The 22,552-nt window shown below is 66.8% G+C and carries 22 protein-coding genes; 14 read left to right on the forward strand and 8 right to left on the reverse strand.

The features are described from left to right. The first annotated feature begins 3 nt into the window (after positions 1-3). A complete protein-coding gene (locus ACZIYR_RS05195) occupies positions 4-1,575 on the forward strand; it encodes an alkaline phosphatase family protein (protein ID WP_483528464.1) in 1,572 nt (523 codons plus the stop codon). A gap of 44 nt (positions 1,576-1,619) precedes the next feature. Here ACZIYR_RS05195 and ACZIYR_RS05200 read toward each other — a convergent pair whose 3' ends face one another. From ACZIYR_RS05200 to ACZIYR_RS05210, 3 genes are all read right to left on the reverse strand, one after another. Then, positions 1,620-2,549 (reverse strand): lysophospholipid acyltransferase family protein, encoded by a 930-nt coding sequence (locus ACZIYR_RS05200; protein ID WP_483528465.1) that lies wholly within the window; start codon positions 2,547-2,549, stop codon positions 1,620-1,622. Positions 2,550-2,552: 3 nt separating this feature from the next. Then, the gene (locus ACZIYR_RS05205) at positions 2,553-2,930 is read right to left on the reverse strand and encodes a DUF4870 family protein (RefSeq protein WP_473032704.1); all 378 of its coding nucleotides are present in this window, start codon (positions 2,928-2,930) and stop codon (positions 2,553-2,555) included. Positions 2,931-2,991: 61 nt separating this feature from the next. After that, positions 2,992-3,372, reverse strand: a complete 381-nt coding sequence (locus tag ACZIYR_RS05210; protein WP_473032705.1) for a VOC family protein — start codon at positions 3,370-3,372, stop codon at positions 2,992-2,994. Positions 3,373-3,436: 64 nt separating this feature from the next. On the opposite strand from ACZIYR_RS05210, the gene ACZIYR_RS05215 reads away from it, so the two are divergent. The 9 genes from ACZIYR_RS05215 (at position 3,437) to ACZIYR_RS05255 (ending at position 15,246) form a co-directional block, all read left to right on the forward strand. Further along, entirely contained in the window at positions 3,437-4,099 is a 663-nt protein-coding gene (locus ACZIYR_RS05215) for a class I SAM-dependent methyltransferase (protein ID WP_483528466.1), read from the forward strand. Positions 4,100-4,327: 228 nt separating this feature from the next. After that, positions 4,328-5,752, forward strand: a complete 1,425-nt coding sequence (locus ACZIYR_RS05220; protein ID WP_483528467.1) for an MFS transporter — start codon at positions 4,328-4,330, stop codon at positions 5,750-5,752. Positions 5,753-6,011: 259 nt separating this feature from the next. Next, positions 6,012-7,802, forward strand: coding sequence for an acyl-CoA dehydrogenase (locus tag ACZIYR_RS05225; protein WP_483528468.1), 1,791 nt, complete (start codon positions 6,012-6,014; stop codon positions 7,800-7,802). A 226-nt stretch (positions 7,803-8,028) separates the two neighbouring features. Beyond that, positions 8,029-9,660 carry an acyl-CoA synthetase gene (locus tag ACZIYR_RS05230; RefSeq protein ID WP_483528469.1) on the forward strand — a complete coding sequence of 544 codons (1,632 nt, stop codon included), beginning with the start codon at positions 8,029-8,031 and terminating at the stop codon, positions 9,658-9,660. A 106-nt stretch (positions 9,661-9,766) separates the two neighbouring features. Further along, positions 9,767-10,615: a 3-hydroxybutyryl-CoA dehydrogenase gene (locus ACZIYR_RS05235; RefSeq protein WP_483528470.1), complete on the forward strand. Its 849-nt coding sequence runs from the start codon at positions 9,767-9,769 to the stop codon at positions 10,613-10,615. 166 nt (positions 10,616-10,781) lie between these two features. After that, positions 10,782-11,414: an acrylate utilization transcriptional regulator AcuR gene (gene acuR / locus ACZIYR_RS05240; RefSeq protein WP_483528471.1), complete on the forward strand. Its 633-nt coding sequence runs from the start codon at positions 10,782-10,784 to the stop codon at positions 11,412-11,414. 48 nt (positions 11,415-11,462) lie between these two features. Continuing rightward, a complete protein-coding gene (acuI, locus tag ACZIYR_RS05245; protein ID WP_483528472.1) occupies positions 11,463-12,443 on the forward strand; it encodes an acrylyl-CoA reductase (NADPH) in 981 nt (326 codons plus the stop codon). A gap of 136 nt (positions 12,444-12,579) precedes the next feature. Next, the gene (locus tag ACZIYR_RS05250) at positions 12,580-13,353 is read left to right on the forward strand and encodes an enoyl-CoA hydratase-related protein (protein ID WP_483528473.1); all 774 of its coding nucleotides are present in this window, start codon (positions 12,580-12,582) and stop codon (positions 13,351-13,353) included. A gap of 534 nt (positions 13,354-13,887) precedes the next feature. Next, complete coding sequence (locus ACZIYR_RS05255; RefSeq protein ID WP_483528474.1) at positions 13,888-15,246, forward strand: putative bifunctional diguanylate cyclase/phosphodiesterase; 1,359 nt, start codon at positions 13,888-13,890, stop codon at positions 15,244-15,246. A 23-nt stretch (positions 15,247-15,269) separates the two neighbouring features. Here the strand turns inward: ACZIYR_RS05255 and ACZIYR_RS05260 are convergent, their stop codons facing one another. Both ACZIYR_RS05260 and ACZIYR_RS05265 read right to left on the reverse strand, forming a co-directional pair. Beyond that, positions 15,270-16,394, reverse strand: a complete 1,125-nt coding sequence (locus ACZIYR_RS05260) for a CapA family protein (protein ID WP_483528475.1) — start codon at positions 16,392-16,394, stop codon at positions 15,270-15,272. Positions 16,395-16,497: 103 nt separating this feature from the next. Beyond that, a complete protein-coding gene (locus ACZIYR_RS05265) occupies positions 16,498-17,379 on the reverse strand; it encodes a DMT family transporter (protein WP_473032714.1) in 882 nt (293 codons plus the stop codon). Between the two features lie 172 nt (positions 17,380-17,551). On the opposite strand from ACZIYR_RS05265, the gene ACZIYR_RS05270 reads away from it, so the two are divergent. The 4 genes from ACZIYR_RS05270 (at position 17,552) to ACZIYR_RS05285 (ending at position 21,468) form a co-directional block, all read left to right on the forward strand. Continuing rightward, entirely contained in the window at positions 17,552-17,833 is a 282-nt protein-coding gene (locus ACZIYR_RS05270; RefSeq protein ID WP_473032715.1) for a DUF503 domain-containing protein, read from the forward strand. Positions 17,834-17,939: 106 nt separating this feature from the next. Further along, positions 17,940-18,782, forward strand: a complete 843-nt coding sequence (locus ACZIYR_RS05275; protein WP_473032716.1) for an MOSC domain-containing protein — start codon at positions 17,940-17,942, stop codon at positions 18,780-18,782. 284 nt (positions 18,783-19,066) lie between these two features. After that, a complete protein-coding gene (locus ACZIYR_RS05280) occupies positions 19,067-19,507 on the forward strand; it encodes a YtoQ family protein (protein ID WP_473032717.1) in 441 nt (146 codons plus the stop codon). A 158-nt stretch (positions 19,508-19,665) separates the two neighbouring features. Then, positions 19,666-21,468, forward strand: a complete 1,803-nt coding sequence (locus ACZIYR_RS05285) for a PHA/PHB synthase family protein (protein WP_483528476.1) — start codon at positions 19,666-19,668, stop codon at positions 21,466-21,468. 85 nt (positions 21,469-21,553) lie between these two features. Here the strand turns inward: ACZIYR_RS05285 and ACZIYR_RS05290 are convergent, their stop codons facing one another. The 3 genes from ACZIYR_RS05290 to ACZIYR_RS05300 form a co-directional block, all read right to left on the reverse strand. Further along, positions 21,554-21,994 carry a DUF411 domain-containing protein gene (locus tag ACZIYR_RS05290; protein ID WP_483528477.1) on the reverse strand — a complete coding sequence of 147 codons (441 nt, stop codon included), beginning with the start codon at positions 21,992-21,994 and terminating at the stop codon, positions 21,554-21,556. Further along, the gene (locus tag ACZIYR_RS05295; protein ID WP_483528478.1) at positions 21,991-22,128 is read right to left on the reverse strand and encodes a hypothetical protein; all 138 of its coding nucleotides are present in this window, start codon (positions 22,126-22,128) and stop codon (positions 21,991-21,993) included. Before ACZIYR_RS05295 ends, ACZIYR_RS05290 begins: the two co-directional genes overlap by 4 nt. Before the next feature lie 78 nt (positions 22,129-22,206). After that, the gene (locus ACZIYR_RS05300) at positions 22,207-22,551 is read right to left on the reverse strand and encodes a hypothetical protein (RefSeq protein ID WP_483528479.1); all 345 of its coding nucleotides are present in this window, start codon (positions 22,549-22,551) and stop codon (positions 22,207-22,209) included. Position 22,552 lies beyond the last annotated feature (1 nt).

Raw genomic sequence — 22,552 nt, forward strand, 5'->3', positions numbered from 1 at the left:
ACCATGCTGCGCCTGCTGATCGGTGCCGCTCTGCTCAATGTTGCATTGCTGATGCCGCTGTGGCTGCGCTTCGGCGAGCTGTCGTCGCGCTGGCTGGCCCTGGAGGCCCTACTGCTGGCGGCGCTGCTTGCACTGCTGCCGGCGCGGGGAGCGGCCAGCTGGTTGCGTTGGCCGGCCCTGGGGGTCGTGGCGCTGGCGCTGCTGGCCGGGCTCGGCGATGCGGCGACCCACCAGGCGCTGGGGCGCTCGCTCAATCTCTATCTGGATCTGCCGCTGTTGCGCTCGGTCTACCATCTGCTGGCGGGCAACCTGGGCGTTCCCCTGGCCGTGCTTGCCCTGCTGCTAGCTGCGGCGGGGCTGGTTCTGCTGCTCTGGGCGCTGTGGCGGGGGCTGGCCGCGCTGCAGGGAGGAGCCCGCCGCGGCGCTGCCCTGGCGATGGCACTGATGATGCTGGCCGGTAGCGGGGCGTTGCTCGCCGCCGAGCTCAACCAGGCGCGGCTGGTGCCGGTGGCGCGGGCCCCGCTGGTGGACACCCTGCGCTTCCAGGGCCAGCAGCTGGTCGAGACCCGGCGGGCCCATCGCGACTTCGCCGCGCGCCTGGACGAGGCGCCTACCCGAGCCACCGCGCTGCCGGGGCTCGCCGGGCGCGACGTGCTGCTGGTGTTCGTGGAGTCCTACGGCGAGTCGTCGGTGTTCGACCCACGGTTCGCCGAGGTGACGCTGCCGCGGCTGGATGCCATGGAAGCGCGCCTGGCAGAGGCCGGGCTGTCGGTGGTCACGGGGATGCTGGACGCGCCGATCCGCGGCGGTCAGTCCTGGCTCGCCCACGCCAGCACGCTCAGCGGCCTGCATATCGACAACCAGCTTTGGTACCGGCTGATGCTGGGCAGCGACCGTCCCACCCTGGTGGACGATTTTCGCGCCACCGGCCACCGTACCCTGACGGTCATGCCGGCCATTACCCTGGCCTGGCCGGAGGGGGAGGCCTACGGTTTCGACGAGATCCATGCCGCCGCCGATATCGACTACGCCGGGCCGCCCCTCAACTGGGTGACCATGCCCGACCAGTTCACCCTCCACCATTTTGAGCGCCAGATTCGCCAGCCGGCGGACGTGCCACTGTTCGCCCAGGTCGCCCTGATCTCGAGCCATGCCCCCTGGACGCCGATCCTGCCGGTGCTCGACGACTGGGGGGCGATCGGGGACGGCAGCATCTTCCAGCAGTGGGAAGATGCCGGCGTACCGCCCGACGTGCTCTGGCAGGATCTCGAGCGGGTGCGCGAGCACTATGCGCTCTCGGTGGACTACTCGCTGGAGGTGAGCGCGCGCTGGGCGGCGGACTTTCTCGGCGATGAGGCGCTGCTGATCCTGCTGGGCGATCACCAGGCCGCCCCCCTGATCATCGGCGATGAGGCCGGATTCGGGGTGCCGGTTCACATCATCAGCGGCGACTCGGCGCTACTCGAGCCCTTCCAGTCGCGGGGCTTTGTCCCCGGTATGCTGCCGGACTCCCCCCGGGCGGCGTTCGGCCTGGAGGTCCTGCGCGACTGGCTGCATGAGGACTTTGGCCCGTAGGCTCCGCCGGAATCGTCACTTAAGAGCGTTGCTCGGACAAGCCCTCAATAGATCCGGAACGACTCGTGGTCGGGGTGCCCCTCGAGCTTCTGGATCACCTTGCGGTAGCGCTTGTATTCCCACTGGTACTGGACCGGGTCCAGGGCGATGGCGGCCTCCACGCAGGCGTTGACGCCGGTGGCGGACTCGGTCTCGTCCGGCGAGTAGACCCGTTCGTCGGCGGCAAGGAAGTGGATCTCGAAGCCGCGGCAGGGAAGACGCCGGGCCACCCCGGTAACCACCTTCGCTTCAGTGCGAGCCACCAGCTTGGGCAGCAAGGTGGCGGTGTAGGCGGGGCGGTCGAAGAAGGGGGCGAAGACGCCGCTGCCCCAGTCCGGCTCCTGGTCGGGCAGGATGCCGATGGCCTCGCTGCGCTTGAGCGCCTTGAGCAGTGCCGCCACCCCACGCGGGTTGGTGGGCACGAGGCTGGCGCCCATCCGCTCGCGGCCGCGGCGGATCACCGGATCGAGGCGGCGAATCTTGGGGGGCTCGTACATGGCGGTGAAGGGGAAGTGGCTGGAGAGCCAGAAGTTGAGCACTTCCCAGTTGCCGAAGTGGGGGGCCAGCACGATGACGCCGCGCCCCTCGGCGCGGGCCTCGTCGAGCAGTTCCCGGCCGTGGATCGCGAGGATCGAGGCCTCGACGCGGTCCGGTTCGGCCATCCAGGCCAGGCCCAGCTCGAGCATGGTGGCCGCTGAGTGAATCAGGCTCTGGCGCGCCAGGCGCTGATGCTCCTCACGGGGGAGGTCGGGGAAGACCTGCCCCAGGTTGATTTCGGTGACGTCGCGCTCGCGCCGGCTGAAGCGATGCACCAGCGGGCCGGTCCAGCGCGCCAGCCGCCACAGGGTGGTCAGGCGGCGCCCGGCCAGGGTGCGCCACAGCGCGCCGATGGCATGGGCCTGGAGGGTATGAAGAAGTTTATCGCGCTTGGCCATGGGTCAGAACAGCCAGGTGTCCACGTTATCCGGCGCGCGCTGCTGCTGCAGGCTGCGCAGTCCCTTGGCGCAGCGCACCACCAGCCACACCACGGCCACGAGCCACAGCAGGTAGCCGATCATCACCAGGGTCAGCAGGCCGGCGACGAAGAAGTAGAGCAGCGCCATCCAGAAGGTACGCACCTGGAACCGGTAGTGCTCGTCGAGCCACTCGGGGCCGTTACCACGATAGACGTAGGCGATCACCGCGCCCACCAGCGAAGTCAGGCCGCCCGAGACGATGGCCAGCAGGTGCAGCACATAAATCACGATGGCCAGAGTGGTATCGGGGCGGTGATCCCGGTCGATAACGACGTTGTCGTCGCGCGAGTTGTCGCTCATGGTCATCCCTGAATGGGTGAATGTCTGGCGCCCATGATACCGGCCGGACGCGGCTTTGCCATCACCGCTCCGGGCGGCTGATCTCCAGCAGGTTGCCGTCGGGGTCGCGTAGGAACAGCGATTCGATCTGCCCCTTGGCGCCCTGGCGGGTGACGGGACCGAGCTCCACCTCCACGTCCAGCGCCGCTAGGTGGCGCGCCACCTCGTCCAGCGGCAGCAGGCTGCGCAGGCAGAGGTCGAGGCTGCCCGGCGTCGGCGTGGCGGCGCGGGGTTCGATGTCGGTGGCCGTCCAGTGCAGCCGCAGGGCCATGTCGCCAAGCATCAGGTCGACGCGCTCGCGGTCGCGATAGCGCACCTCGAGCCCCAGCACCCGGGTGTAGAAGTCCACCGCGCGGGCAATATCGGTCACGGTAATGACCAGGTGGTCCAGACCTGACAGCATGCCGGTCTCCTTGTCGTGAGGGGTTTTCTGTAAGCTTCTCAGTCGTCAGGCCCAAGAGGATACGATGATGCTGACCTGCCCGCTATGCGCAGCCACCGATGCGCGCCACTTCCACCGCGATGCGCGGCGTGATTACTACCGCTGTGAGCGCTGCCGGCTGGTGTTCGTGCCCCCGCCCCAGCGCCTTGCTGCCTCGGCGGAAAAGGCGGTCTACGACCAGCATCAGAACCGTCCCGACGACCCGGGATATCGGCACTTCCTGTCACGGCTTTACTCGCCGCTGCTGGCCCGGCTCCCTCCTGGCGCGCGTGGTCTCGATTTCGGCGCCGGCCCCGGCCCGACGCTGTCGGTGATGTTCGAGGAGGCGGGTCACCCGATGGCGATCTACGACCCCTTCTACGCGCCTGACGAGCGCGCCCTCACCGCCGAGTATGACTTCATCACCGCCACCGAGGTGGTGGAGCACCTCTTCGCGCCCGGTCGCGAGCTCGAGCGGCTGGTCGCGCTGCTGCCCCCGGGGGGCTGGCTGGGGCTGATGACCAAGCGGGTCGGCACACCCGAGGCCTTCGCCCGCTGGCACTATATTCTCGACCCGACCCACGTCTGTTTCTTCAGCGAGGCGAGCTTCGCCTGGCTGGCCGACCATCTGGGCATGGAGCTGCATCTGCCAGGACCGGATGTGGCGCTGCTGCAGCGGTGCGGCGGTCGACTGGGGTTGACCCAATAGCGTGGCCCAATCCCGCTGGGACCTCGCCGGTTGGGCCTCGGTAAAACGCGGCGATACGATTCGCCGTGCTTTAGATAACTTGCTGTTATATTTTGAAGAAACGGCCTCCTCGGCGTTGACTTATGGCGTGCCGGGCGTATGATTCGCGCCGCAAGTTTTCGCTCCCGGCCCGCTGTTCCCCGGCCACTCCACCTTCCCGAGTGATCTCCTTTCCAAGCGAGGCGTGACATGTCGCGGCAACTGCTGGCCATGGCGCTGGCGCCCCTGCTGGGGCTGTTCATTCTGGGCATCGGCAACGGCTTTCTGGCCACGGTGATTACCCTGCGGCTGGATGCCGCCGGCCAGTCGCCGGTGGTGATCGGCTGGGTCTCCTCCGCCTATTTCATCGGCCTGGCGCTGGGCGCCATGCTCAACGATCGCCTGCTGCTGCGTATCGGCCATATCCGCGCCTACGGCAGCTTCGCGTCGCTGGTCGCGGTGACCGTGCTGCTACAGGGGCTGGTGTTCGAGCCCTGGGCCTGGTTCGTGCTGCGCCTGATCGGTGGCTGGGCCACCGTGGGGGTCTACCTGGTGATCGAAAGCTGGCTGCTCACCGCCGGCGACCAGAAGGCGCGTGGGCGGCTGCTGGCTCTCTACATGATCTCGCTGTATGCCGCCGGGGTGCTTGGCCAGCTGCTGCTGGGGGTCACCGAAGCCATGGGCGGGGCGGCCTCTTTCATGGTGATCGGCCTGCTGGCCTCGCTGTCGGTGTTGCCGATGGCAATGATCCCGCGGGTCTCGCCGCTGATCGAGAAGGCCGAGCCGCTCTCGCCGCTGCGGCTGATCACGGTCACCCCCACCGGGGTGATGGGCAGCTTCGGCTCGGGGCTGGCAGTGGCGGCGGTCTACACCCTGTTGCCGCTCTACCTGCAGCGCATCGGCCTCTCGGTGGCCCAGGTGGGGCAGATGATGGCGGTGGTGGTACTGGGCGCCATGCTGCTGCAGTACCCCGTGGGGCGCTGGTCCGATCGCCACGACCGGCAGATGGTGCTGATCCTGATCGGTGTCTTCACGGTGCTGATTTCAGCGGCGGTGCTGATGCTGCCGATGACCCCCTGGACCCTGGCGGCGGCGCTGTTCCTGCTTGGCGGCGGGGTCTTCTCACTCTATCCGGTGGCGGTCGGCCATGCCGCGGACCGGGCGCCCGCGGGGGCGCTGGTGCACATGAGCCAGGGGCTGCTGTTGATCAACGCCATCGGCTCCACGCTCAGTCCGCCGCTCATCTCGCCGATCATGGTGGCGGTGGGCGATGCGGGCCTGTTCTGGGCCTTCGGCGGCCTGGGCCTGTGCCTGGTGCTCTTCTTCGGCTGGCGGCGGAGCGTGCGCCCGGCACCGGTGCCGGTGGCGCCCTTCCATCCCAGCACGCCGATGTCCTCGGTGGGGGCCGAGCTGGCGATCACCGAGGAGCTGGTGCAGGGCGCCATGGAGCACGAGTACATGGAGGATCTCTCCGAGGTGATGCCCGAGGTGGCGGTGGCCGAGCCGCTGGTGGGGCCGCCGCCGGCCGATGAAACCCATGTCGTCTACTTCGATGATGGTGACGATGCCCCGGCGGCGGGCGAGCAGGGCGAGCTGGCGTTGGCAGAGGAGGATGATAGCGACCCGCCTCGCTGAGCCTAGGAGCCTGTCGGACTTAACGCTGATCTGCTGTGAAACCCGGGCTTTCGGCCAATTTCATTCGATCTGATTCGTTAAATAGCGCGCTATTCGCCTCATCAGATCGATAAACTTGTCTCGAAATCCGTGTTCCTCGCGACGATCGGTCAAACCCGACAGGCTCCTAGACCTGGCCTTCGTTATGCGACCTAGGGATAATGGTTAACGAAAAGTAGTGAATCTACTATCACCACTATCATTTTTCCGAGGTATCGTCATGTTTCCCTATGCCGCCCCCGTTCGCGACATTCGCTTCGTGCTGGAAGAGCTGCTCGAGCACGGCTCGCTCTCGCTGCCCGGCTTCGAAGAGGCCAGCCCCGACCTGGTGGAGGCCGTGCTGGAGGAGGCGGCCAAGCTCGCCGGGGAGGTGTGGGCACCGCTCAACGCCAGCGGTGACCGCCAGGGCTGCGTGCGCCGCGACGACGGCGGCGTGACCCTGCCCGAGGGCTTTATCGAGGCCTACCAGGCCTATGCCGAGGGCGGCTGGAACGGTATCGGCGTCACCGAGGCCCAGGGCGGCCAGGGGCTCCCCGAGGTGGTGGCCAGCAGCGTGCAGGAGATGCTGCACGGTGCCAACATGGCGCTGGGCCTATGCCCGATGCTCACCGCCGGTGCCATCGAGGCCCTGGCGCACCACGGCAGCGACACCCTCAAGGAGGTGTATCTGCCCAAGCTCGTCGAGGGCAGCTGGACCGGCACCATGAACCTCACCGAGCCCCAGGCCGGCTCGGATCTCTCCAAGGTGCGCACCCGGGCAGTGCCCGAAGGGGATCACTATCGCCTGTACGGGCAGAAGATCTTCATCACCTGGGGCGAGCACGACGCCGCCGAGAACATCGTTCACCTGGTGCTGGCCCGCAAGCCGGACGCGCCCGAGGGCAACAAGGGCATCTCGCTGTTCCTGGTGCCTAAGTACTTGGTCGATCAGGAGGGCTCGCTGGGCGAGCGCAACGACGTCACCTGCGCTTCCATCGAGCACAAGCTGGGCATCCACGGCTCGCCGACCTGCACCCTGAGCTTCGGCGAGGGCGAGGGGGCCGTCGGCTACCTGGTGGGCGAGGAGGGGCGTGGCCTCAATCATATGTTCACCATGATGAACGAGGCGCGCCACAAGGTGGGCATCCAGGGCATCGGCGTGGCCGAGCGCGCCTGCCAGCACGCCTTCGGCTATGCCAACGATCGCGTGCAGGGCAGAAGCCCCCGCTCCGGGCGCAGCGACTGCGCCATCAGCGACCACCTGGACGTGCGGCGCATGCTGCTCTCCATGCGTGCCCGCACCGACGCCCTGCGCGCGCTCGCGCTCTACTGCGCGGCCCAGCTCGATGTGGCGCGCCACGCCGCCGACGATGCCGAGCGCGCCGCCGCCCAGGCCCGTGTCGACGTGCTGATTCCGGTGGTCAAGGCGTTCTCCACCGATCAGGCCGTGGAGATCGCCTCGCTGGGGGTGCAGGTGCACGGTGGCATGGGCTTCATCGAGGAGACCGGGGCCGCCCAGCTGCTGCGCGATGCGCGCATCGCCCCCATCTACGAGGGCACCAACGGCATCCAGGCCCTGGACCTGGCCGGGCGCAAGCTGCAGCGCGACGGTGGCGCGGCCCTGGCCGGGCTGATCGATGAGGTGGAGGCCACCGCCGTGGCGCTCTCTGCCAGCGCCGAGTTGGCCCCCCTGGGCGAGAGCCTGGCCGCCGGCGCCGTCGACCTGCGCGCCGCCATGGCCGCGGTGCTGGCGCAGGGGGGCGACCCCGAGCGCGGCCCCGACGCCGTCCAGGCCTATGCCACCCCCTTCCTGAACCTGGCCGGCCACGTGCTCTGTGCCTGGCAGATGGGCCGGGCGGCGCTGGCCGCCAGTGCCGCCCGGGCCGCCGGCAGCGAGGAACCCTTCTATGCGGCCAAACTGGCCAGCGCCGACTATGCCCTGCGTCAGTGGCTGCCGGTGGGCCGCGCCCAGCGCGCGGTGATCGAGGCCGGTATGGAGAGCCTGTCCGGCTTCGATGCCACCGCCCAGTGACCCTGCTGCCGCCGGCTTCGAAGCCGGCGGCGTTTTTTCCGCCCCACCATAGAGGGTGTTTACAAAACAGGCGAACGAAGGCAAGACGAGGCAAAAATTGATGAAATGGCGGAGTTTACGGGGTGTAAATGAGCATATTGAGTCAATTTTTAACGACGTATTGCCGAGTGCAGCCCTTTTGCAAACACCCTCATAATAACCGACGCGAAACCGGAGCCTACCCCGTATGAACCACAGCATCTTCGAACAGGGCCTGCCCAAGACGGCGGCCAACTTTGTTCCGCTGTCGCCGCTGACCTTCATCGAGCGCAGCGCGGCCATCTACCCGGACTATCCCGCGGTGGTGCACGGTGAGATTCGTCGCAGCTGGAGCGAGACCTGGTCGCGCTGCCGCCGGCTCGCCTCGGCGCTGGAGAAGCGCGGCATCAAGCCCGGTGAGACGGTGGCCGCCATGCTGCCCAACGTGCCGGCCATGTTCGAGGCGCATTTCGGCGTGCCGCTGGCCGGCTGCGTGCTGAACACCCTCAACATCCGGCTCGACGCTGAGGCCATCGCCTACATGCTCGAGCACGGCGAGGCCCAGGCGGTGCTGGTGGACCCGGAGTTCGCCGACGTCATCGAGGAGGCGGTCTTGCGCTTGGCGATCAAGCCGCTGGTGATCGACGTCGACGACGCCCTGTTCGAGGGGGAGGCGCGGCGCATCGGCGAGCTGGAGTACGAAGCCCTGCTGGCCGAGGGGGATGCGGAGTACGCCTACCGCCTGCCAGAGGACGAGTGGCAGGCGATCTCGCTCAACTACACCTCTGGCACCACCGGCAAGCCCAAGGGGGTGGTCTACCACCACCGCGGCGCCTACCTCAATGCGGTCAGCAATATCCTCGAGTGGGCCATGCCGCACCACCCGGTCTATCTCTGGACCCTGCCGATGTTTCACTGCAACGGCTGGTGCTTTCCCTGGACCATCGCTGCCAACGCTGGCGTCAGCGTCTGCCTGCGCCGGGTGGACCCCAAGAAGATCACCGATCTGATCGCCGACGAGCAGGTCACCCACTTCAGCGGTGCGCCGATCGTGCTCAACGGCCTGGTCAACCTGCCGGATGACCAGAAGCGTGAGTTCGACCATCCGGTGAAGGTCACCACCGCCGGCGCCGCGCCGCCCGCCTCGGTGATCGCCGGGGTCGAGACACTCGGCATCGAGGTGACTCACGTCTACGGCCTCACCGAGGTCTACGGGCCGGTGACCGTGTGCGCCTGGCGTGAGGCGTGGGACGAGCTGTCGCTGGAGCAGCGGGCCAGGATCAAGGCGCGCCAGGGGGTGCGCTACCACATGCTGGAAGCGCTCTGCATCGCCGATCCCAATACCCTGGAGCCGGTGCCCAAGGATGGCGAGACCATCGGCGAGATCCTGATGCGCGGCAACAACGTCATGAAGGGGTATCTCAAGAACGAGGCCGCCACCGAGCAGGCGCTGGAGGGCGGCTGGTACCACACCGGCGATCTCGCCGTCTGGCACCCGGACGGCTACATCGAGATCAAGGACCGCTCCAAGGACATCATCATCTCCGGCGGCGAGAACATCTCTACCATCGAGGTGGAGAACGCCCTCTACGCCCACCCGGCGGTGGAGGAGGCGGCGGTGGTCGCCAAGCCGGACGAGAAGTGGGGCGAGACCCCCTGCGCCTTCGTCAAGCTCAAGGTGGGCTACGGCGAAATCACTGAGACCGATATCATCGCCCACTGCCGTGAGCACCTGGCCGGCTTCAAGGTGCCCAAGACGGTGGTCTTCACCGAGCTGCCCAAGACCTCCACGGGCAAGATCCAGAAATTCGTGCTTCGCGAAGAAGCGCGCAAGCAGTAGCCGCGGGTCACACGAGTCAATTGCCGTGGACTCAAGCGAGAAGCGCCTGAAAAGCTTCGAGCGACAGTCCGGAGTAGATCAAAAAACGTTAGTCAGGAGAGATGCAATGAGCCAACAAGCCATCGGTGTGGTGGGCGCCGGCACCATGGGCCAGGGCATCGCCCAGGTGCTGGTCGTGAGCGGTTTCGACGTACAGCTCTACGATGTGGCCGACGAGCAGCTGACCCGCGCTCGGGCGGCCATCGACAAGGCGCTGGCCAAGCAAGTGGCCAAGGAGAAGCTCAGTGAGGCGGACAAGAGCGCCGCCCTGGCTAGGCTCCAGGTGACCACCGCCCTGGATGCCCTGCGCGACTGCGAGGTGATCATCGAGGCCGCCCCGGAACAGCCGGCGCTCAAGGAGAAGCTGTTTCGCGACCTGAGCCGCCTGACCCACGACGCCATTCTGGCCTCCAACACCTCGTCGCTGTCGCTGACTCGGCTGGCCGCGGTATGCGAGCGCCCCGAGCGGGTGGTGGGCATGCACTTCTTCAACCCGGTGCCGGTGCTCAAGCTGGTCGAGGTGATCCGCGCCGAGCAGACCAGTGACGCCACCGTGGCGCGCATCGAGGCCCTCACCGAGTCGCTGGGCAAGACGGCGGTGGCCATCGCCGACTCTCCCGGCTTCGCGGTCAACCGCCTGCTGGTGCCGATGATCAACGAGGCGGCTTTCCTGCTCCAGGAGGGAGTGGCCAGTGCCGAGGACATCGACCAGTCGATGAAACTCGGCGCCGCCCACCCCATGGGCCCGCTGGCCCTGGCCGACCTGATCGGGCTGGACGTCTGTCTCTCCATCATGGAGGTGCTGCAGGAAGGCTTCGGCGATCCCAAGTATCGTGCCTGTCCGCTGCTCAAGCGCATGGTGGCTGCCGGCTACCTGGGTCGCAAGAGCGGACGCGGCTTCCACGTCTACGAGTAGCGAAGCCGACTGGTCCCAAGGCGATGACCGGGCCGCTATCGGCCCGGTCATGAGGCAGGGGAAGCGTGCTGCGCTGCCCATGGCCCAGTACGACGGGGATACGCGCCGGGGAGGATGCCCGGCATTTTCTTGCGATTTTGTAGACGACTGGTCTATATTGTTTCGCATGAGCGAACCAACCGCCAAGCCACGCCGTGGTCGCCCGCCCAAATCGCCGCGTGTCGATCCGGACACCCGCGCCCTGCTGATCCGCAGCGGCACCGAGGTGTTGACCGAGCAGGGCTTCACGGGGGCCGGGATCGACGGCATTCTCAAGCGCGTCGGGGTCCCCAAGGGGTCCTTTTACTACTACTTTTCCAGCAAGGAAGCCTTTGGACTCGCCATCATGGCGCACTACGGGGCCTATTTCGCCAACAAGCTGGATCGCCACCTGTTGAACACGCAGCTGTCGCCGCTTGATCGGATCCGTGCCTTCGTGGATGACGCCAAGACGGGGATGGCGCGTCATGACTTCCGCCGGGGATGCTTGGTGGGCAACCTGGGGCAGGAAGTCGGCAGTTTGCCTGAGGCGTATCGACACCGGCTGCAGGAGACGCTGGCTGACTGGCAGCAACGCCTGGCGCGCTGCCTGATGGCGGGCCAGGAGGCGGGAGAGCTCTCTCGGGACGCCGACTGCGGTCGGCTTGCCGAAGCCTTCTGGATTGGCTGGGAGGGTGCTGTGATGCGTTCCCGGCTGGAGTGCAGCGTGCGGCCCATGGAGGTGTTTCTCGAGTGCTATTTGGCAGGGCTGCCTCGCTGATTTTTCATGCCACTAACTAGACGACCGGTCTAAAATACGAGGTGAAGGATGTTCAAGGCGATCTTGATCGAGAAGTCCGATAGCGAACAGCAGGTTGGGCTCCAGACCCTGGATGAGGCGCGGCTCCCGGAAGGTGACGTGACCGTGCGGGTCGACTGCAGCACCCTCAACTACAAGGATGCCCTGGCGATCACCGGCAAGGGGCCGGTCGTCAGGCAGTTCCCCATGGTGCCGGGGATCGACCTGGCAGGGACGGTCGAAAGCTCGACCGCCGAAGCGTTCCAGCCGGGCGATGCCGTTCTGCTCAATGGCTGGGGCGTGGGTGAGACGCACTGGGGCGGCCTGGCCGAGAAGGCGCGATTGGAGAGTCGCTGGCTGATTCCGCTTCCTTCGGCCTTCAGCACGAGCCAAGCCATGGCCATTGGCACCGCCGGCTACACGGCGATGCTCGCCGTCATGGCACTGGAGCGTCAGGGTGTCCTTCCGGGGGAGGGCGATGTGCTGGTGACTGGCGCCAACGGTGGCGTGGGCAGCTACGCCATTGCCCTGCTCTCGCGGCTGGGCTACCGGGTCATCGCCGCGACGGGGCGCCCGCAGGAAGAGGCGTACCTGAGAGGACTGGGGGCCCAGGAGATCATCGACCGTGCCGAGCTGTCGGAGCCGGGCCGGCCCCTGGCCAAGGAGCGCTGGATGGGCGCCATCGATTCGGTGGGCAGTCATACGCTGGCCAACGTCCTGGCCGCTACGCGCTACGGCGGAACCGTGGCGGCCTGTGGGCTGGCGCAGGGCATGGACCTCCCTTCCAGTGTGGCCCCCTTCATTCTGCGCGGCGTGACTCTTGCCGGCATCGATAGCGTCATGAAGCCGCGTGAGGAGCGTATTGAAGCCTGGCGCCGGTTGGGTGAGCTGATCGACCCGGCACAGCTGGACACCATCACCGAGACGATCGGCCTCGAGGAGGCGATCGACAAGGCAGGGGAGCTATTGGCGGGCAAGGTGCGCGGCAGGCTCGTCGTCCGCATGACGTGATGCATCGGGTTGCCCCGACGTGGCCACTTGGCCGGGGCGGTCTGCGAAAGACCCTCGACAAAGGAGGGGATTGCCTACCAACCTAGCGTTCGCTAGGGTTGTGAGGTTTCCCTGAAGAACAATTGCAGGAGTTCCCATGAGCGAGAAGCTGATCGAGGTCGTCGACAACGCCGGCGTTGTGCGCCTGACCATCTCCCGGCCCAAGGCCCTGAACGCGCTGAACAGCGCGGTCCTGAGCGAGCTGGAAGCCGTGCTGACCGAGCTGGAGCAGCGCCGTGACCTGCGCGGCGTGCTGATTACCGGTGCCGGCGAGAAGTCCTTCGTGGCCGGTGCCGATATCGCCGAGATGCGCGACAAGTCCCCGGAAGAGGCCCGCGCCTTCGCCAGCCAGGCGCTGCGCACCATCAAACGCCTGGAAACCTTGCCGGTGCCGGTGGTCGCCCTGGTGAACGGGTTTTGCCTTGGCGGCGGCTGCGAACTGGCGCTGGCCTGCGACTGGGCGGTCGCCAGCGACAACGCCGTCTTCGGACAGCCCGAGGTCCTGCTCGGGGTGATTCCCGGCTTCGGTGGCACCCAGCGGCTGCCGCGTCGCGTCGGCCCGGCCATGGCGATCGACCTGGTCACCACCGGGCGCAAGATCGATGCCAATGAGGCGCTGCGCATCGGCCTGGTCAACCGCGTCATGCCCCAGGCCGAGCTCGAGGGCTATGTGGAGGAACTCACTCAGCAGCTGGCCGGCAACGGCCCCGAGGCGGTGCGCAATGCCAAGCAGGCGGTGCATGACGGCATGGACCAGGACCTGGGTAGCGCCCTGGCCCTGGAGACCAGCCTGTTCGCGCTGGGCTTCGCCGGCAGCGAGCAGAAAGAGGGCATGAGCGCCTTCCTGGAGAAGCGCAAGCCGAACTTCTGAGCCTGCCTGATTACGGCAGCGCGCGGCCGGGGAGATATGCCCCGGCCGAATGTCTCTACCCGTTCCACAGTGTCAGTTGCGAATGATGAGGCACAAGCCTAGGCGGCGTTGATAGTGAGGCCAGAAAAGCGGGCGTCATTGTGCTTAAATGTGCAGGCTCACATTCATCCTTCGGCTGAGGGGAGCACGCCATGGACGCCTCTGTCGCTGCACGAACGCTCGGCTGGCGAGCCCAGCAGCAATTTCGTCTACTGCCTCCGACACTGCGTCATGCCCTGCTTCTCGGCCTTCTGACCCTGCTGCTCGGCCTGGGCACCCTGGTGGTCTATTTCACCGGAGGCACCCGCTACGCCTACCCTTACCTGATGCTGATCCCGGTGCTGCTGGCCGCGGCCTGCTATGGGCTGGCCGGGGCCCTGGTCGCCGCCCTGGTGGCCGGCCTGCTGATGGCGGCGATGCCCCTCGATGTCTCGACCCAGCAGGGCCAGCCCACCCTTAACTGGCTGGTGCGTTTTGGGCTCTACCTGGTGATCGGTGGCGTGGCGGGGGGGGCTGTTCAGCCTGCTTCACCGGGCCCACACCACCAGCGAGCGCCTGGCGCGCACGGATCCGCGCACCGGCCTGCCCAACCAGGTCGCCCTGCAGGAGGCGCTGCAGGGTCGCCTCTCGCCCCAGCCACGGCCGCATCGGCGTGTCGGCCTGCTGCTGGTGCGCCTCACCGATATCGCCGACGTGCTGGCGGCGCTCGGGCCCGAGGTCTCGGACGCCCTGGTCGCCGCTAAGGGCCAGCGCCTGCGGCGGCTGGATTCGCGAATCGTCGACGTCTTTCGCTACAGCAACTCGGAGCTGTGCCTGCTGCTGTACGGCGTCGATCCGCCGGTGATCGAGGAGCTCGCAGTGCGTCTCGCCGAGGTGGGCGAGGAGAACCTGACGGTCCAGGAGATGCCACTGCGCGTTCAACTGGCCATGGGTAGCAGCTGGCAGCGCTCCGCGGAGACCACCGCAGACGACCTGATCCGGCAGGCTCGGGTCGCCATGCAGGCGGCCATGGCCCGGCAATCCATCCACTGTCACTATTCGGCCGAGCTGACCCGCGACAGGCTGGAGACGGTCCAGCTCATCTCCCGGGTGCGGCGCGATCTCGAGAGGGAGCAGTTCGAGCTACACTTCCAGCCCAAGCTGCGCCTCGCCGATGGCGGCCTCTGTGGCTGTGAGGGTCTGATCCGCTGGCGCGACGGCCAGGGTGGCTATATCCCTCCCGGCAGCTTCATGCCCAAGGTGGAGAGCACCACCCTGATCGCCCCGGTGACCCGCTTCGTCCTCCAGCAGGCGTGCCGCTTCGCCAGCAGCGATGACGGAGTGGTCAGCATCAATCTATCGGTGCGCAACCTGAGCGACGAGGCGCTCCTCGACGAATTGCTGCAGCTGGTGGAAGCGCATGGCATGTCACCGGAGCGGCTGGAGGTGGAGATCACCGAAAGCGCCCTGATGCATGACTTGCGACTGGCCGAACGCGCACTCTCACGACTGCGCCGCCAGGGTGTCCGGGTCAGCATCGACGACTTCGGGACCGGCTTCTCCTCCTTCGAGTACCTTCGCTATCTCCCGATCACAGGCCTCAAGATCGATCGTGCCTTCGTCAAGGGCATCGACGCCGACCCGCGCGCCCAGCGCTTGATGGCCTGCCTGATCGAAGTGGGCCACGCCCTCGACCTGGAGGTCACGGCGGAAGGGGTGGAAACCCTGGCCGAACATCGTCTGCTGTGCCGGCTGGGCTGCGATCAGGCCCAGGGTTTTCTTTATGCCAGGGCCTTGTCGGTCGATGACTATCGCCGTTGGCGTCAAGCGCATAGGCCCAGGGAGTGGTGCAAGGCCGTCGACTTATACCAGTGACAGGGGGCGAGAGGCTCTCGGCCTTACGCCAGCCGCCAGTGCAGGCGCTCGTCCATGGCACGGACGAAGGGCGGACATGCCCCCTGAGCGTGGCGGTTCAGGGTCTCGGCAAGCCAGTCGGCCTCGGCGGTCGTGGCCCGCTCCAGCCGGAAGCGACGACGGCGCAGCGGGGTTAGCCACACATCGAGCCATTCGTGGCGGCCGCGATGCCAGCGGCACCCCACCAGCACTGCCAGCGCCGGGAAGTAGCGCTCGTGGCCGCGGATTCCCTCGTAGTCGTTGATTAGATCACCGCAGCCGTAGAGGATCGGCCGGCCCCGATAGCACTCCAACCCCCTGGGATGATGAGAGGAGTGGCCGTGGATGAGGTCGGCGCCGGCATCGATCAGCCGGTGGGCCAGGCGGCGATGCGCGGCGGGCACCCCATAGTCCCAGTTGCCGCCCCAGTGCACCGAAGCCACCACCAGATCGCCGGGCCGCTTCTCGTCAGCGATGGCGGCGGCGGTGGCATGGTCGTCAGCATCCACCCGATTGACGCCCGAGTGCCCGGCCGTGGCTCGCCACGCCGCCGGGATACCGCTGTCGGAGAGGCCCAGGCTCCACAGCAGCAGCCGGCCGCCCCAGGGGAGCGGCAGCATGGCCGGGCGCCTGGCTTCTTCGGCGCTTTCCCCGGCGCCGGCATGGGCGATACCCGCGCCGTCCAGCGTCGCCAGGGTTTCGCTGAGCCCCGCCCGTTCCCAGTCCAGCACATGATTGTTGGCCAGGGTGCAGGCGTCGATGCCCGCTGCCGTGAGGCAGTCGATATTGGCCGGATGCATGCGGTAGTGGATGCCCTTGCCGGCCCAGGGGACGGGGTGGGTGGTAATGGCGGTCTCTAGGTTGATCAGGCGCAGGCTGGCGCCACGAAGCGCCTCCAGGCCGTCCCCCCAGGGGTAGGCAGGATCCACGGGAGCGGGGATGGGGCCGCTTTCCCGCTCGGCCAGGCGCACATAGTCTCGGGCGTCGCGCACCCAGGGTTCGAAGAGGCCAGGGTCGCCCGGATGGGGCAGCACCTGGTCGAGGCCGCGGCCCAGCATCACGTCGCCGGCCAGCTGCAGGGTCAGGGTGTCTGCGGTGGGAGCGGTGGGAGAGGTGGTAGCCTGAGTCATGGCGGGCCTATGCTAAAAAGGGGGGCGAGGCATACCGGAACGAGATGGTTTCCCCTAAGCGTAGACCCGGGCATTGGCCGGCCAACGACGCGTCGTGCCGGTGTCAGGCCACCTCGCGCCGCCGCAGTCGCACCATGCGGGTGGCGATGGCGGTGCCGATCAGGGTGATCACCATGCCGACCAGCACCTGCAGGCTCAGGGTTTCACCCAGCAACAGGTAGCCCCACAGCAGGGCGCTGACTGGCACCAGGAAGGTAACGGTGGAGGTGGCGGTCGCCCCGGCGCTGGAGATCAGACCGAAATAGAGCAAGAAGGCGACGGTAGTGCTGAATACGGCCAGCGCCAGGCCGTTGGCCCAGGCCAGGCCGCTAATCGGTTCGCTGGGCCAGAGCAGCAGGCCGGGCAGGAGCAGGATCAGCGCGGACATGGCGGTGCTGCCCGCCGCCAGCACCCGCACGGGCAGGTGGGAGAGATAGGTCTTGGAGTAGTTGCTTGCCACGCCATAGCAGAAGGTGGCGCCGAGCACCGCGAGAATGAACCAGCCGTCCCCGCCCAGGGTAAAGTCCAGCCGGTTGGCCGAGAGCACATAGACGCCGAAGAACGCCATGGCCAGGCCCAGGTACTGCTGGCGCAGCACCGGCGTGGCGAAGAACAGCGCCCCCAACAGGGCGGTGAAGATCGGCGTGGTGGCGTTGATCAGGGAGGTAAAGCCGGCTTCCAGGCGGGTGGTGGCCAGCGCGAGCAGGGTGAAGGGCAGTACGTGGTTGACCAGGCCGAGCAGCAGCAGGGCGCCCTTGTGCTCCCACACCAGCCGCAGGTAGCGCACGCTGAGCAGCAGCGGGATCAGCAGCAGGGCCGCCAGGCCCATGCGCACCAGGATCAACGGTACCGGACCGAACTCGGGCACGGCGACCCGCATGAAGATAAACGACATGCCCCACAGCGAGGAGAGCAGCAGCAGGCGCAGGGAATCGGCCGGTGTCATCCAGCCTCCTTATTGGTATCAGGGGAGACGGCAGATTACGGTTGAAATCACTGCAAGGGAAGGCACTGGCCTGAATTTATCACGGCGGCTGCCCTACCTGACGATAACCCTTGTGGGTTTTCGCGTTGACCGGCCTTTCGTTCACTCCGTTTCGATTCGCAAGGAGTCGCTCATGTATATCAGCATTCTCACCCTGTCGCTTTCTCTGCCCGGCTGCCGCTCCCTCAAGGAGAAACGTCAGCGCATGGGAGGCCTGCATGAGCGCTTCGGCCGCAACCCGGCGGTTGCCGTCTGCGAAAGTGGCGACCATGACCGGCTCGACGCCAGCGAATGGACCTTCGTGGTAGCGGCCATGTCGGCGCAGAAGGTGGAGTCGCTGTGCAGCGAAATCGAGGACCGTCTACAGCGCAGTGTCGATGGTCGGGTCGTTGAGGTCTCGCGGGAGCGCCTGTGAGGGACACCGGACGACACGGCCATGAGGGGCCCAGGCTCGGCGTGTTTAGGCGGCGCTGGCCAGCTGAGATAGACTTCATGCGTGGTACCGGCACAAGGAGACGCATATGCACGTCACGGAACTGAATATCTACCCGGTCAAGTCACTGCGTGGTATCGCCGTCGGACGAGCGGAGCTGGGAACGCGCGGCTTGGCCCATGATCGTCAATGGATGGTGGTGGACCAGGTCGGTCGCTTCGTCACCCAGCGCCAGCTGCCGGCCATGGCACGCATCGCCGTGCGCCTCGAGGCCGACCGGCTGGTGCTGGAACATCCCGATGCTGAACCGCTTTCGGTCGAGCTGGCGCGAGATGACCAGCCACGCTTGACTGCCTATGTATGGGACGATGCCTGCCAGGCACTGGATGAAGGAGATCAGGCAGCCGATTGGCTGACCGGGGTGCTGGGGAACCTGCAGGGCAGCAGGCTGCGCCTGGTACGCTTCGATACCACCCACCGGCGCCCCTTAGCATCGCGCTCGCTTCAGGGTGAGCAGGCCCATACCGCCTTCGCCGACGGCTTCCCCTTCCTGCTGACCGCCGAGTCCTCCCTAGAGGCGCTCAACGAAGTGCTGCGGGAGAAGGGGCTGTCTCCGGTGCCGATGAGCCGCTTCCGACCCAATATCGTCGTCCAGGGGTCGATGCCCTTCGCCGAGAACGGCTGGGGTGATATCTCTACGCCGGATGGACGCTTCCGGCTGGGGGTCAGAAAGCCCTGCCAGCGCTGCAAGATCACCACCGTGGATCAGCACAGCGGCGACATTGCCGTACCCGGTGAACCGCTGCGAACCCTGGTGGCCATGCGGACCGTGACGGCACCCGGCGGCTACTTCGGCCAGAATGCGATCCTGCTGGCCGGCGAGGGGGAGACCATCGCGCTCGGCGATGGACTGCAGGTCGGCCACCGCTGACGGGCAGGGCATGCAGCGGCTGAAGTACGTAGCAGCGAAGAAAAGCCCGCCGGGCAGCGGGCAAAAGGCAAGGGAACTCACATTGCCTCTGCAGTGCGAAGGTGTGAGTTCACTGATGTTAGCCTCTTCTCGTACGACGCGCTGTCAGCGTTGTAAGCGGCGTGACGTAAGTTATGGCTTACGCAGTGGCGTTGGGTGGCAGACATGTATGCATTCCTTGTATACGAAAATCTGTGCGCTATCATGTCGACTCCTTGCCCTGTTCGTACTATCGGGAGTCCACTATGAGCTTTTACGTCTATCTCTCCGGCGAGATCCACACCGACTGGCGCGATGCGATCCAGCGAGGTGCCGAGGCCGCTGGCCTGGACGTGGTGTTCACCGCCCCGGTGACCGACCACGATGCCAGCGATGCCGCCGGCGATCACCTGGGTGAGACGGCGAGCCCCTTCTGGCGCGACCATCAGTCGGCCAAGGTCAATGCCATTCGCACCAAGACGCTGATCGAACAGAGCGACCTGGTGGTGGTGCGCTTCGGTGACAAGTACAAGCAGTGGAACGCGGCCTTCGATGCGGGCTACTGCGCGGCCCTAGGCAAGCCCTATGTCACCCTGCACGCCGAGGAGATCGTTCACCCGCTCAAGGAGGTCGATGCCGCCGCTATGGCCTGGGCCACCACCACCGAGCAGGTGGTCGAGATCCTGCGCTACGTTACCAAGGCGTGATGACGGCCATGCTGGGGTAGGCGGGGGCATGGCGAGGTCCTAGTGGGTAGGGGATTTCCCGATGCTGCAACGGTATGATGCAGTGCAGTATATGCTAGGCTGGATGAGGGGCGCGGCGACGTGCCGTTGCCCCTCCTGCATCATGGAGGCCTAGCGTCATGACCCAAGCCCCCCACCCCTCCCCAGAGACCGAGGCCCGGGCCTGCACCCCGCTTCCGGCTGACGAAGAGCGGCTCAATCCCGGCTACTATGCCACCCATGCGCTGGATCGCGCCTTCAAGGCCAATCTGGCCAGAATGACGGCGGGCATTACCCCCGCCGGGCTTGCCAGCGTCTATTTCGAGTGGCTGACACACCTGGCGCTCTCGCCAGGCAAGCAGCTCGAGCTCGGCGAGAAGTTTCTGCGCAAGTCCACCCGTTTCACGCAGTATGCCGGGCGCCTGGCCATGGACCCGGCGACGCCGGCCTGCATTGAGCCCATGGCCCAGGATCGGCGCTTCCGCGACGCTGCCTGGCAGCAGTGGCCCTACAACCTGATTCATCAGTCTTTCCTGCTGACGCAGCAGTGGTGGCACAACGCCACCACCGGGGTTGAGGGGGTGTCGCCGGCGCGGGAGCAGGTGATCCACTTCGTGACGCGCCAGCTCCTGGATCATGCCTCGCCCTCCAACATCCCCTGGCTAAATCCCGAGATTGCTCATACGACCCTGGCCACCGGCGGGCGCAACCTGTTCGATGGCTGGCAGAATTTCCTCGAAGACTGGGAGCGAGCCGTCTCGGGCAGGCCGCCGGTGGGGGCAGAGGCCTATCGAGTGGGCGAGCAGTTGGCGGTGACGCCCGGCAAGGTGGTGTACCGAAACCACCTCATGGAGCTGATCCAGTACGCGCCGACGACCGGGCAGGTCCAGGCGGAGCCCGTGCTGATCGTGCCGGCCTGGATCATGAAGTACTACGTGCTCGACCTGGCGCCGGGGAAGTCGCTGGTGGAGTACCTGGTGGATCAGGGCCACACGGTGTTCATGATCTCCTGGCGCAACCCGGGCTCGGAGGACCGCGATCTGACCATGGACGACTACCGTCGGCTGGGGCCCATGGCGGCCCTCGACGTGGCGACCGAGATCACCGGCCAGTCCCGTGTCCACGGCGTCGGCTACTGCCTGGGGGGCACGCTGCTCTCCATTGCCGCTGCCGCCATGGCCCGCGACGGTGACGATCGCCTGGCGACCCTCACCACCCTGGCCACCCAGGTGGACTTCACTGAGGCCGGGGAGCTGATGCTGTTCATCGGCGAAAGCCAGGTCGCCTACCTAGAAAACATGATGTGGGACCAGGGCTATCTGGACGGCTACCAGATGGCCGGGGCCTTCCAGATCCTGCGCTCCAATGACCTGATCTGGTCGCGGGTGGTACACGACTACCTGCTGGGCCAGCGCCAGCCGATGAACGCGCTGATGGCCTGGAATGCCGACATCACCCGGCTACCCTATCGCATGCACAGCGACTATCTGCGCCAGCTGTTTCTCGATAACGACCTGGCCAGCGGTCGTTACCAGGTCGATCACCGACCGATAGCCATACAGGATATCCGCGCCCCCATCTTCGCTGTGGGTACCGTCTCCGACCACGTGGCCCCCTGGCGGTCGGTCTACAAGGTGCATCTGCTCACGGACGCCGACGAGGTCACCTTCCTACTGACCAGCGGTGGCCACAATGCCGGCATCGTCAGCGAGCCCAATCACCCGCGGCGACGCTACCGCCTGCGCACCCAGCGTCAGGGCGAGCGCTATCTCGACCCGGAGACCTGGCAGCAGACCACCCCGGAGCAGTCAGGCTCCTGGTGGCCAGCCTGGCAGCAGTGGCTGGTGAGCCACTCCAGCGGCCAGGTTCCCCCACCCTCGCTGGGCAGCGAGCGCTACCCGCCGCTGGAGGAGGCGCCCGGGCGCTATGTGCTGATGTCCTGAGCGACATGGAGGTTGGAGCGACAAGGCGCCGCCGTAGCGGCGCCAGGGCCCCCATGCGGCCCTGGCGGCATGGGGGCCTGGCGAGTTACAGGGTCATGAAGGGTTCGGCTTCCCCGTTGCGGAACTGGAAGACGTGCCAGTCCTCGCGCTTGGGGCCCGGCATGCCGGGGGTGCCGATGGGCATGCCGGCCAGGCCGATGCCGCGGGTATCCGGGCGCTCCTCGAAGAGCTTTTCCACCGCCTCGAAGGGCACGTGCCCTTCGATGGCGTAGCCGCCCATCTGGATCGTATGGCAGGAGCCGTGGCCGTAGGGGAGGCCAACGCGCTGCTTGATACGCCCCACTTCCATATCGTCGACCAGCTTGACCTCGACGCCGAGGGCTTCCAGCTGGCGGGCGTACTCGTCGCAGCAGCCGCAGTCGGGATTCTTGTACATGGTCGCCTTGTCGGGCAGGGCGGCATGAGCGGTGGCGGCGCCCAGCAGCAGGGCGGCGGAGAACAGCAAGGGGGTACGAAGACGGCTCATGAGCGGACCTCCGGGGCGGTACGGGAAGCGAACAGGTACTTGGTGAGCGCGGCGATGCCGAGGCCGAGCAGGGTGAGCATGGCGATGGGCATGATCGTGCCCAGCAGGCCCATTTGGGCGAAGCAGGTGGACATGGTGGGTCTCCTGATGAACGAATGGTATTCACCGGGACGCCTTGCGTCAGCAGGGGCGGCCGGGGTAGGGGCGTTCGATCAGGCTCTAGGAGGGCGTTTGGGGGGCAGTGGGATCTGCGGGGACAGGGCCATGGCCAGTGAGCTGGCCTGGCGTTCCGGGCCCATCAGGGGCAGTAGCGCCTGGCCCATGGCAGTGGAACAGGTGGCACAGGAGGCGGCGCCGTGGTCATGTGCGACACCGTCGGGCCCGCTACCCTGGCCGTCATCCAGCATCCACTGTGCGGCGACGCCGCAATCGCTCTGGTGATTCTCCATGGCGCCATGGCTCGACAGGGCGGTCATTGCCAACAGTGCCGCCAGCAGGACGGCGAGCCAGCGTCCCCCTCGGCGATATGTCAGCGATGTCCGGTCCAACCAGCCCATG

The sequence above is a fragment of the Billgrantia sp. NRB1 genome (assembly GCF_056921725.1).

Bases quoted from the DNA above. Each gene is read 5' to 3' on its own strand.
- ACZIYR_RS05195 (WP_483528464.1), top strand. From the start codon at position 4: ATGCTGCGCCTGCTGATCGGTGCCGCTCTGCTCAATGTTGCATTGCTG.
- ACZIYR_RS05200 (WP_483528465.1), bottom strand. From the start codon at position 2,549: ATGGCCAAGCGCGATAAACTTCTTCATACCCTCCAGGCCCATGCCATC.
- ACZIYR_RS05205 (WP_473032704.1), bottom strand. From the start codon at position 2,930: ATGAGCGACAACTCGCGCGACGACAACGTCGTTATCGACCGGGATCAC.
- ACZIYR_RS05210 (WP_473032705.1), bottom strand. From the start codon at position 3,372: ATGCTGTCAGGTCTGGACCACCTGGTCATTACCGTGACCGATATTGCC.
- ACZIYR_RS05215 (WP_483528466.1), top strand. From the start codon at position 3,437: ATGATGCTGACCTGCCCGCTATGCGCAGCCACCGATGCGCGCCACTTC.
- ACZIYR_RS05220 (WP_483528467.1), top strand. From the start codon at position 4,328: ATGTCGCGGCAACTGCTGGCCATGGCGCTGGCGCCCCTGCTGGGGCTG.
- ACZIYR_RS05225 (WP_483528468.1), top strand. From the start codon at position 6,012: ATGTTTCCCTATGCCGCCCCCGTTCGCGACATTCGCTTCGTGCTGGAA.
- ACZIYR_RS05230 (WP_483528469.1), top strand. From the start codon at position 8,029: ATGAACCACAGCATCTTCGAACAGGGCCTGCCCAAGACGGCGGCCAAC.
- ACZIYR_RS05235 (WP_483528470.1), top strand. From the start codon at position 9,767: ATGAGCCAACAAGCCATCGGTGTGGTGGGCGCCGGCACCATGGGCCAG.
- acuR (WP_483528471.1), top strand. From the start codon at position 10,782: ATGAGCGAACCAACCGCCAAGCCACGCCGTGGTCGCCCGCCCAAATCG.
- acuI (WP_483528472.1), top strand. From the start codon at position 11,463: ATGTTCAAGGCGATCTTGATCGAGAAGTCCGATAGCGAACAGCAGGTT.
- ACZIYR_RS05250 (WP_483528473.1), top strand. From the start codon at position 12,580: ATGAGCGAGAAGCTGATCGAGGTCGTCGACAACGCCGGCGTTGTGCGC.
- ACZIYR_RS05260 (WP_483528475.1), bottom strand. From the start codon at position 16,394: ATGACTCAGGCTACCACCTCTCCCACCGCTCCCACCGCAGACACCCTG.
- ACZIYR_RS05265 (WP_473032714.1), bottom strand. From the start codon at position 17,379: ATGACACCGGCCGATTCCCTGCGCCTGCTGCTGCTCTCCTCGCTGTGG.
- ACZIYR_RS05270 (WP_473032715.1), top strand. From the start codon at position 17,552: ATGTATATCAGCATTCTCACCCTGTCGCTTTCTCTGCCCGGCTGCCGC.
- ACZIYR_RS05275 (WP_473032716.1), top strand. From the start codon at position 17,940: ATGCACGTCACGGAACTGAATATCTACCCGGTCAAGTCACTGCGTGGT.
- ACZIYR_RS05280 (WP_473032717.1), top strand. From the start codon at position 19,067: ATGAGCTTTTACGTCTATCTCTCCGGCGAGATCCACACCGACTGGCGC.
- ACZIYR_RS05285 (WP_483528476.1), top strand. From the start codon at position 19,666: ATGACCCAAGCCCCCCACCCCTCCCCAGAGACCGAGGCCCGGGCCTGC.
- ACZIYR_RS05290 (WP_483528477.1), bottom strand. From the start codon at position 21,994: ATGAGCCGTCTTCGTACCCCCTTGCTGTTCTCCGCCGCCCTGCTGCTG.
- ACZIYR_RS05295 (WP_483528478.1), bottom strand. From the start codon at position 22,128: ATGTCCACCTGCTTCGCCCAAATGGGCCTGCTGGGCACGATCATGCCC.
- ACZIYR_RS05300 (WP_483528479.1), bottom strand. From the start codon at position 22,551: ATGGGCTGGTTGGACCGGACATCGCTGACATATCGCCGAGGGGGACGC.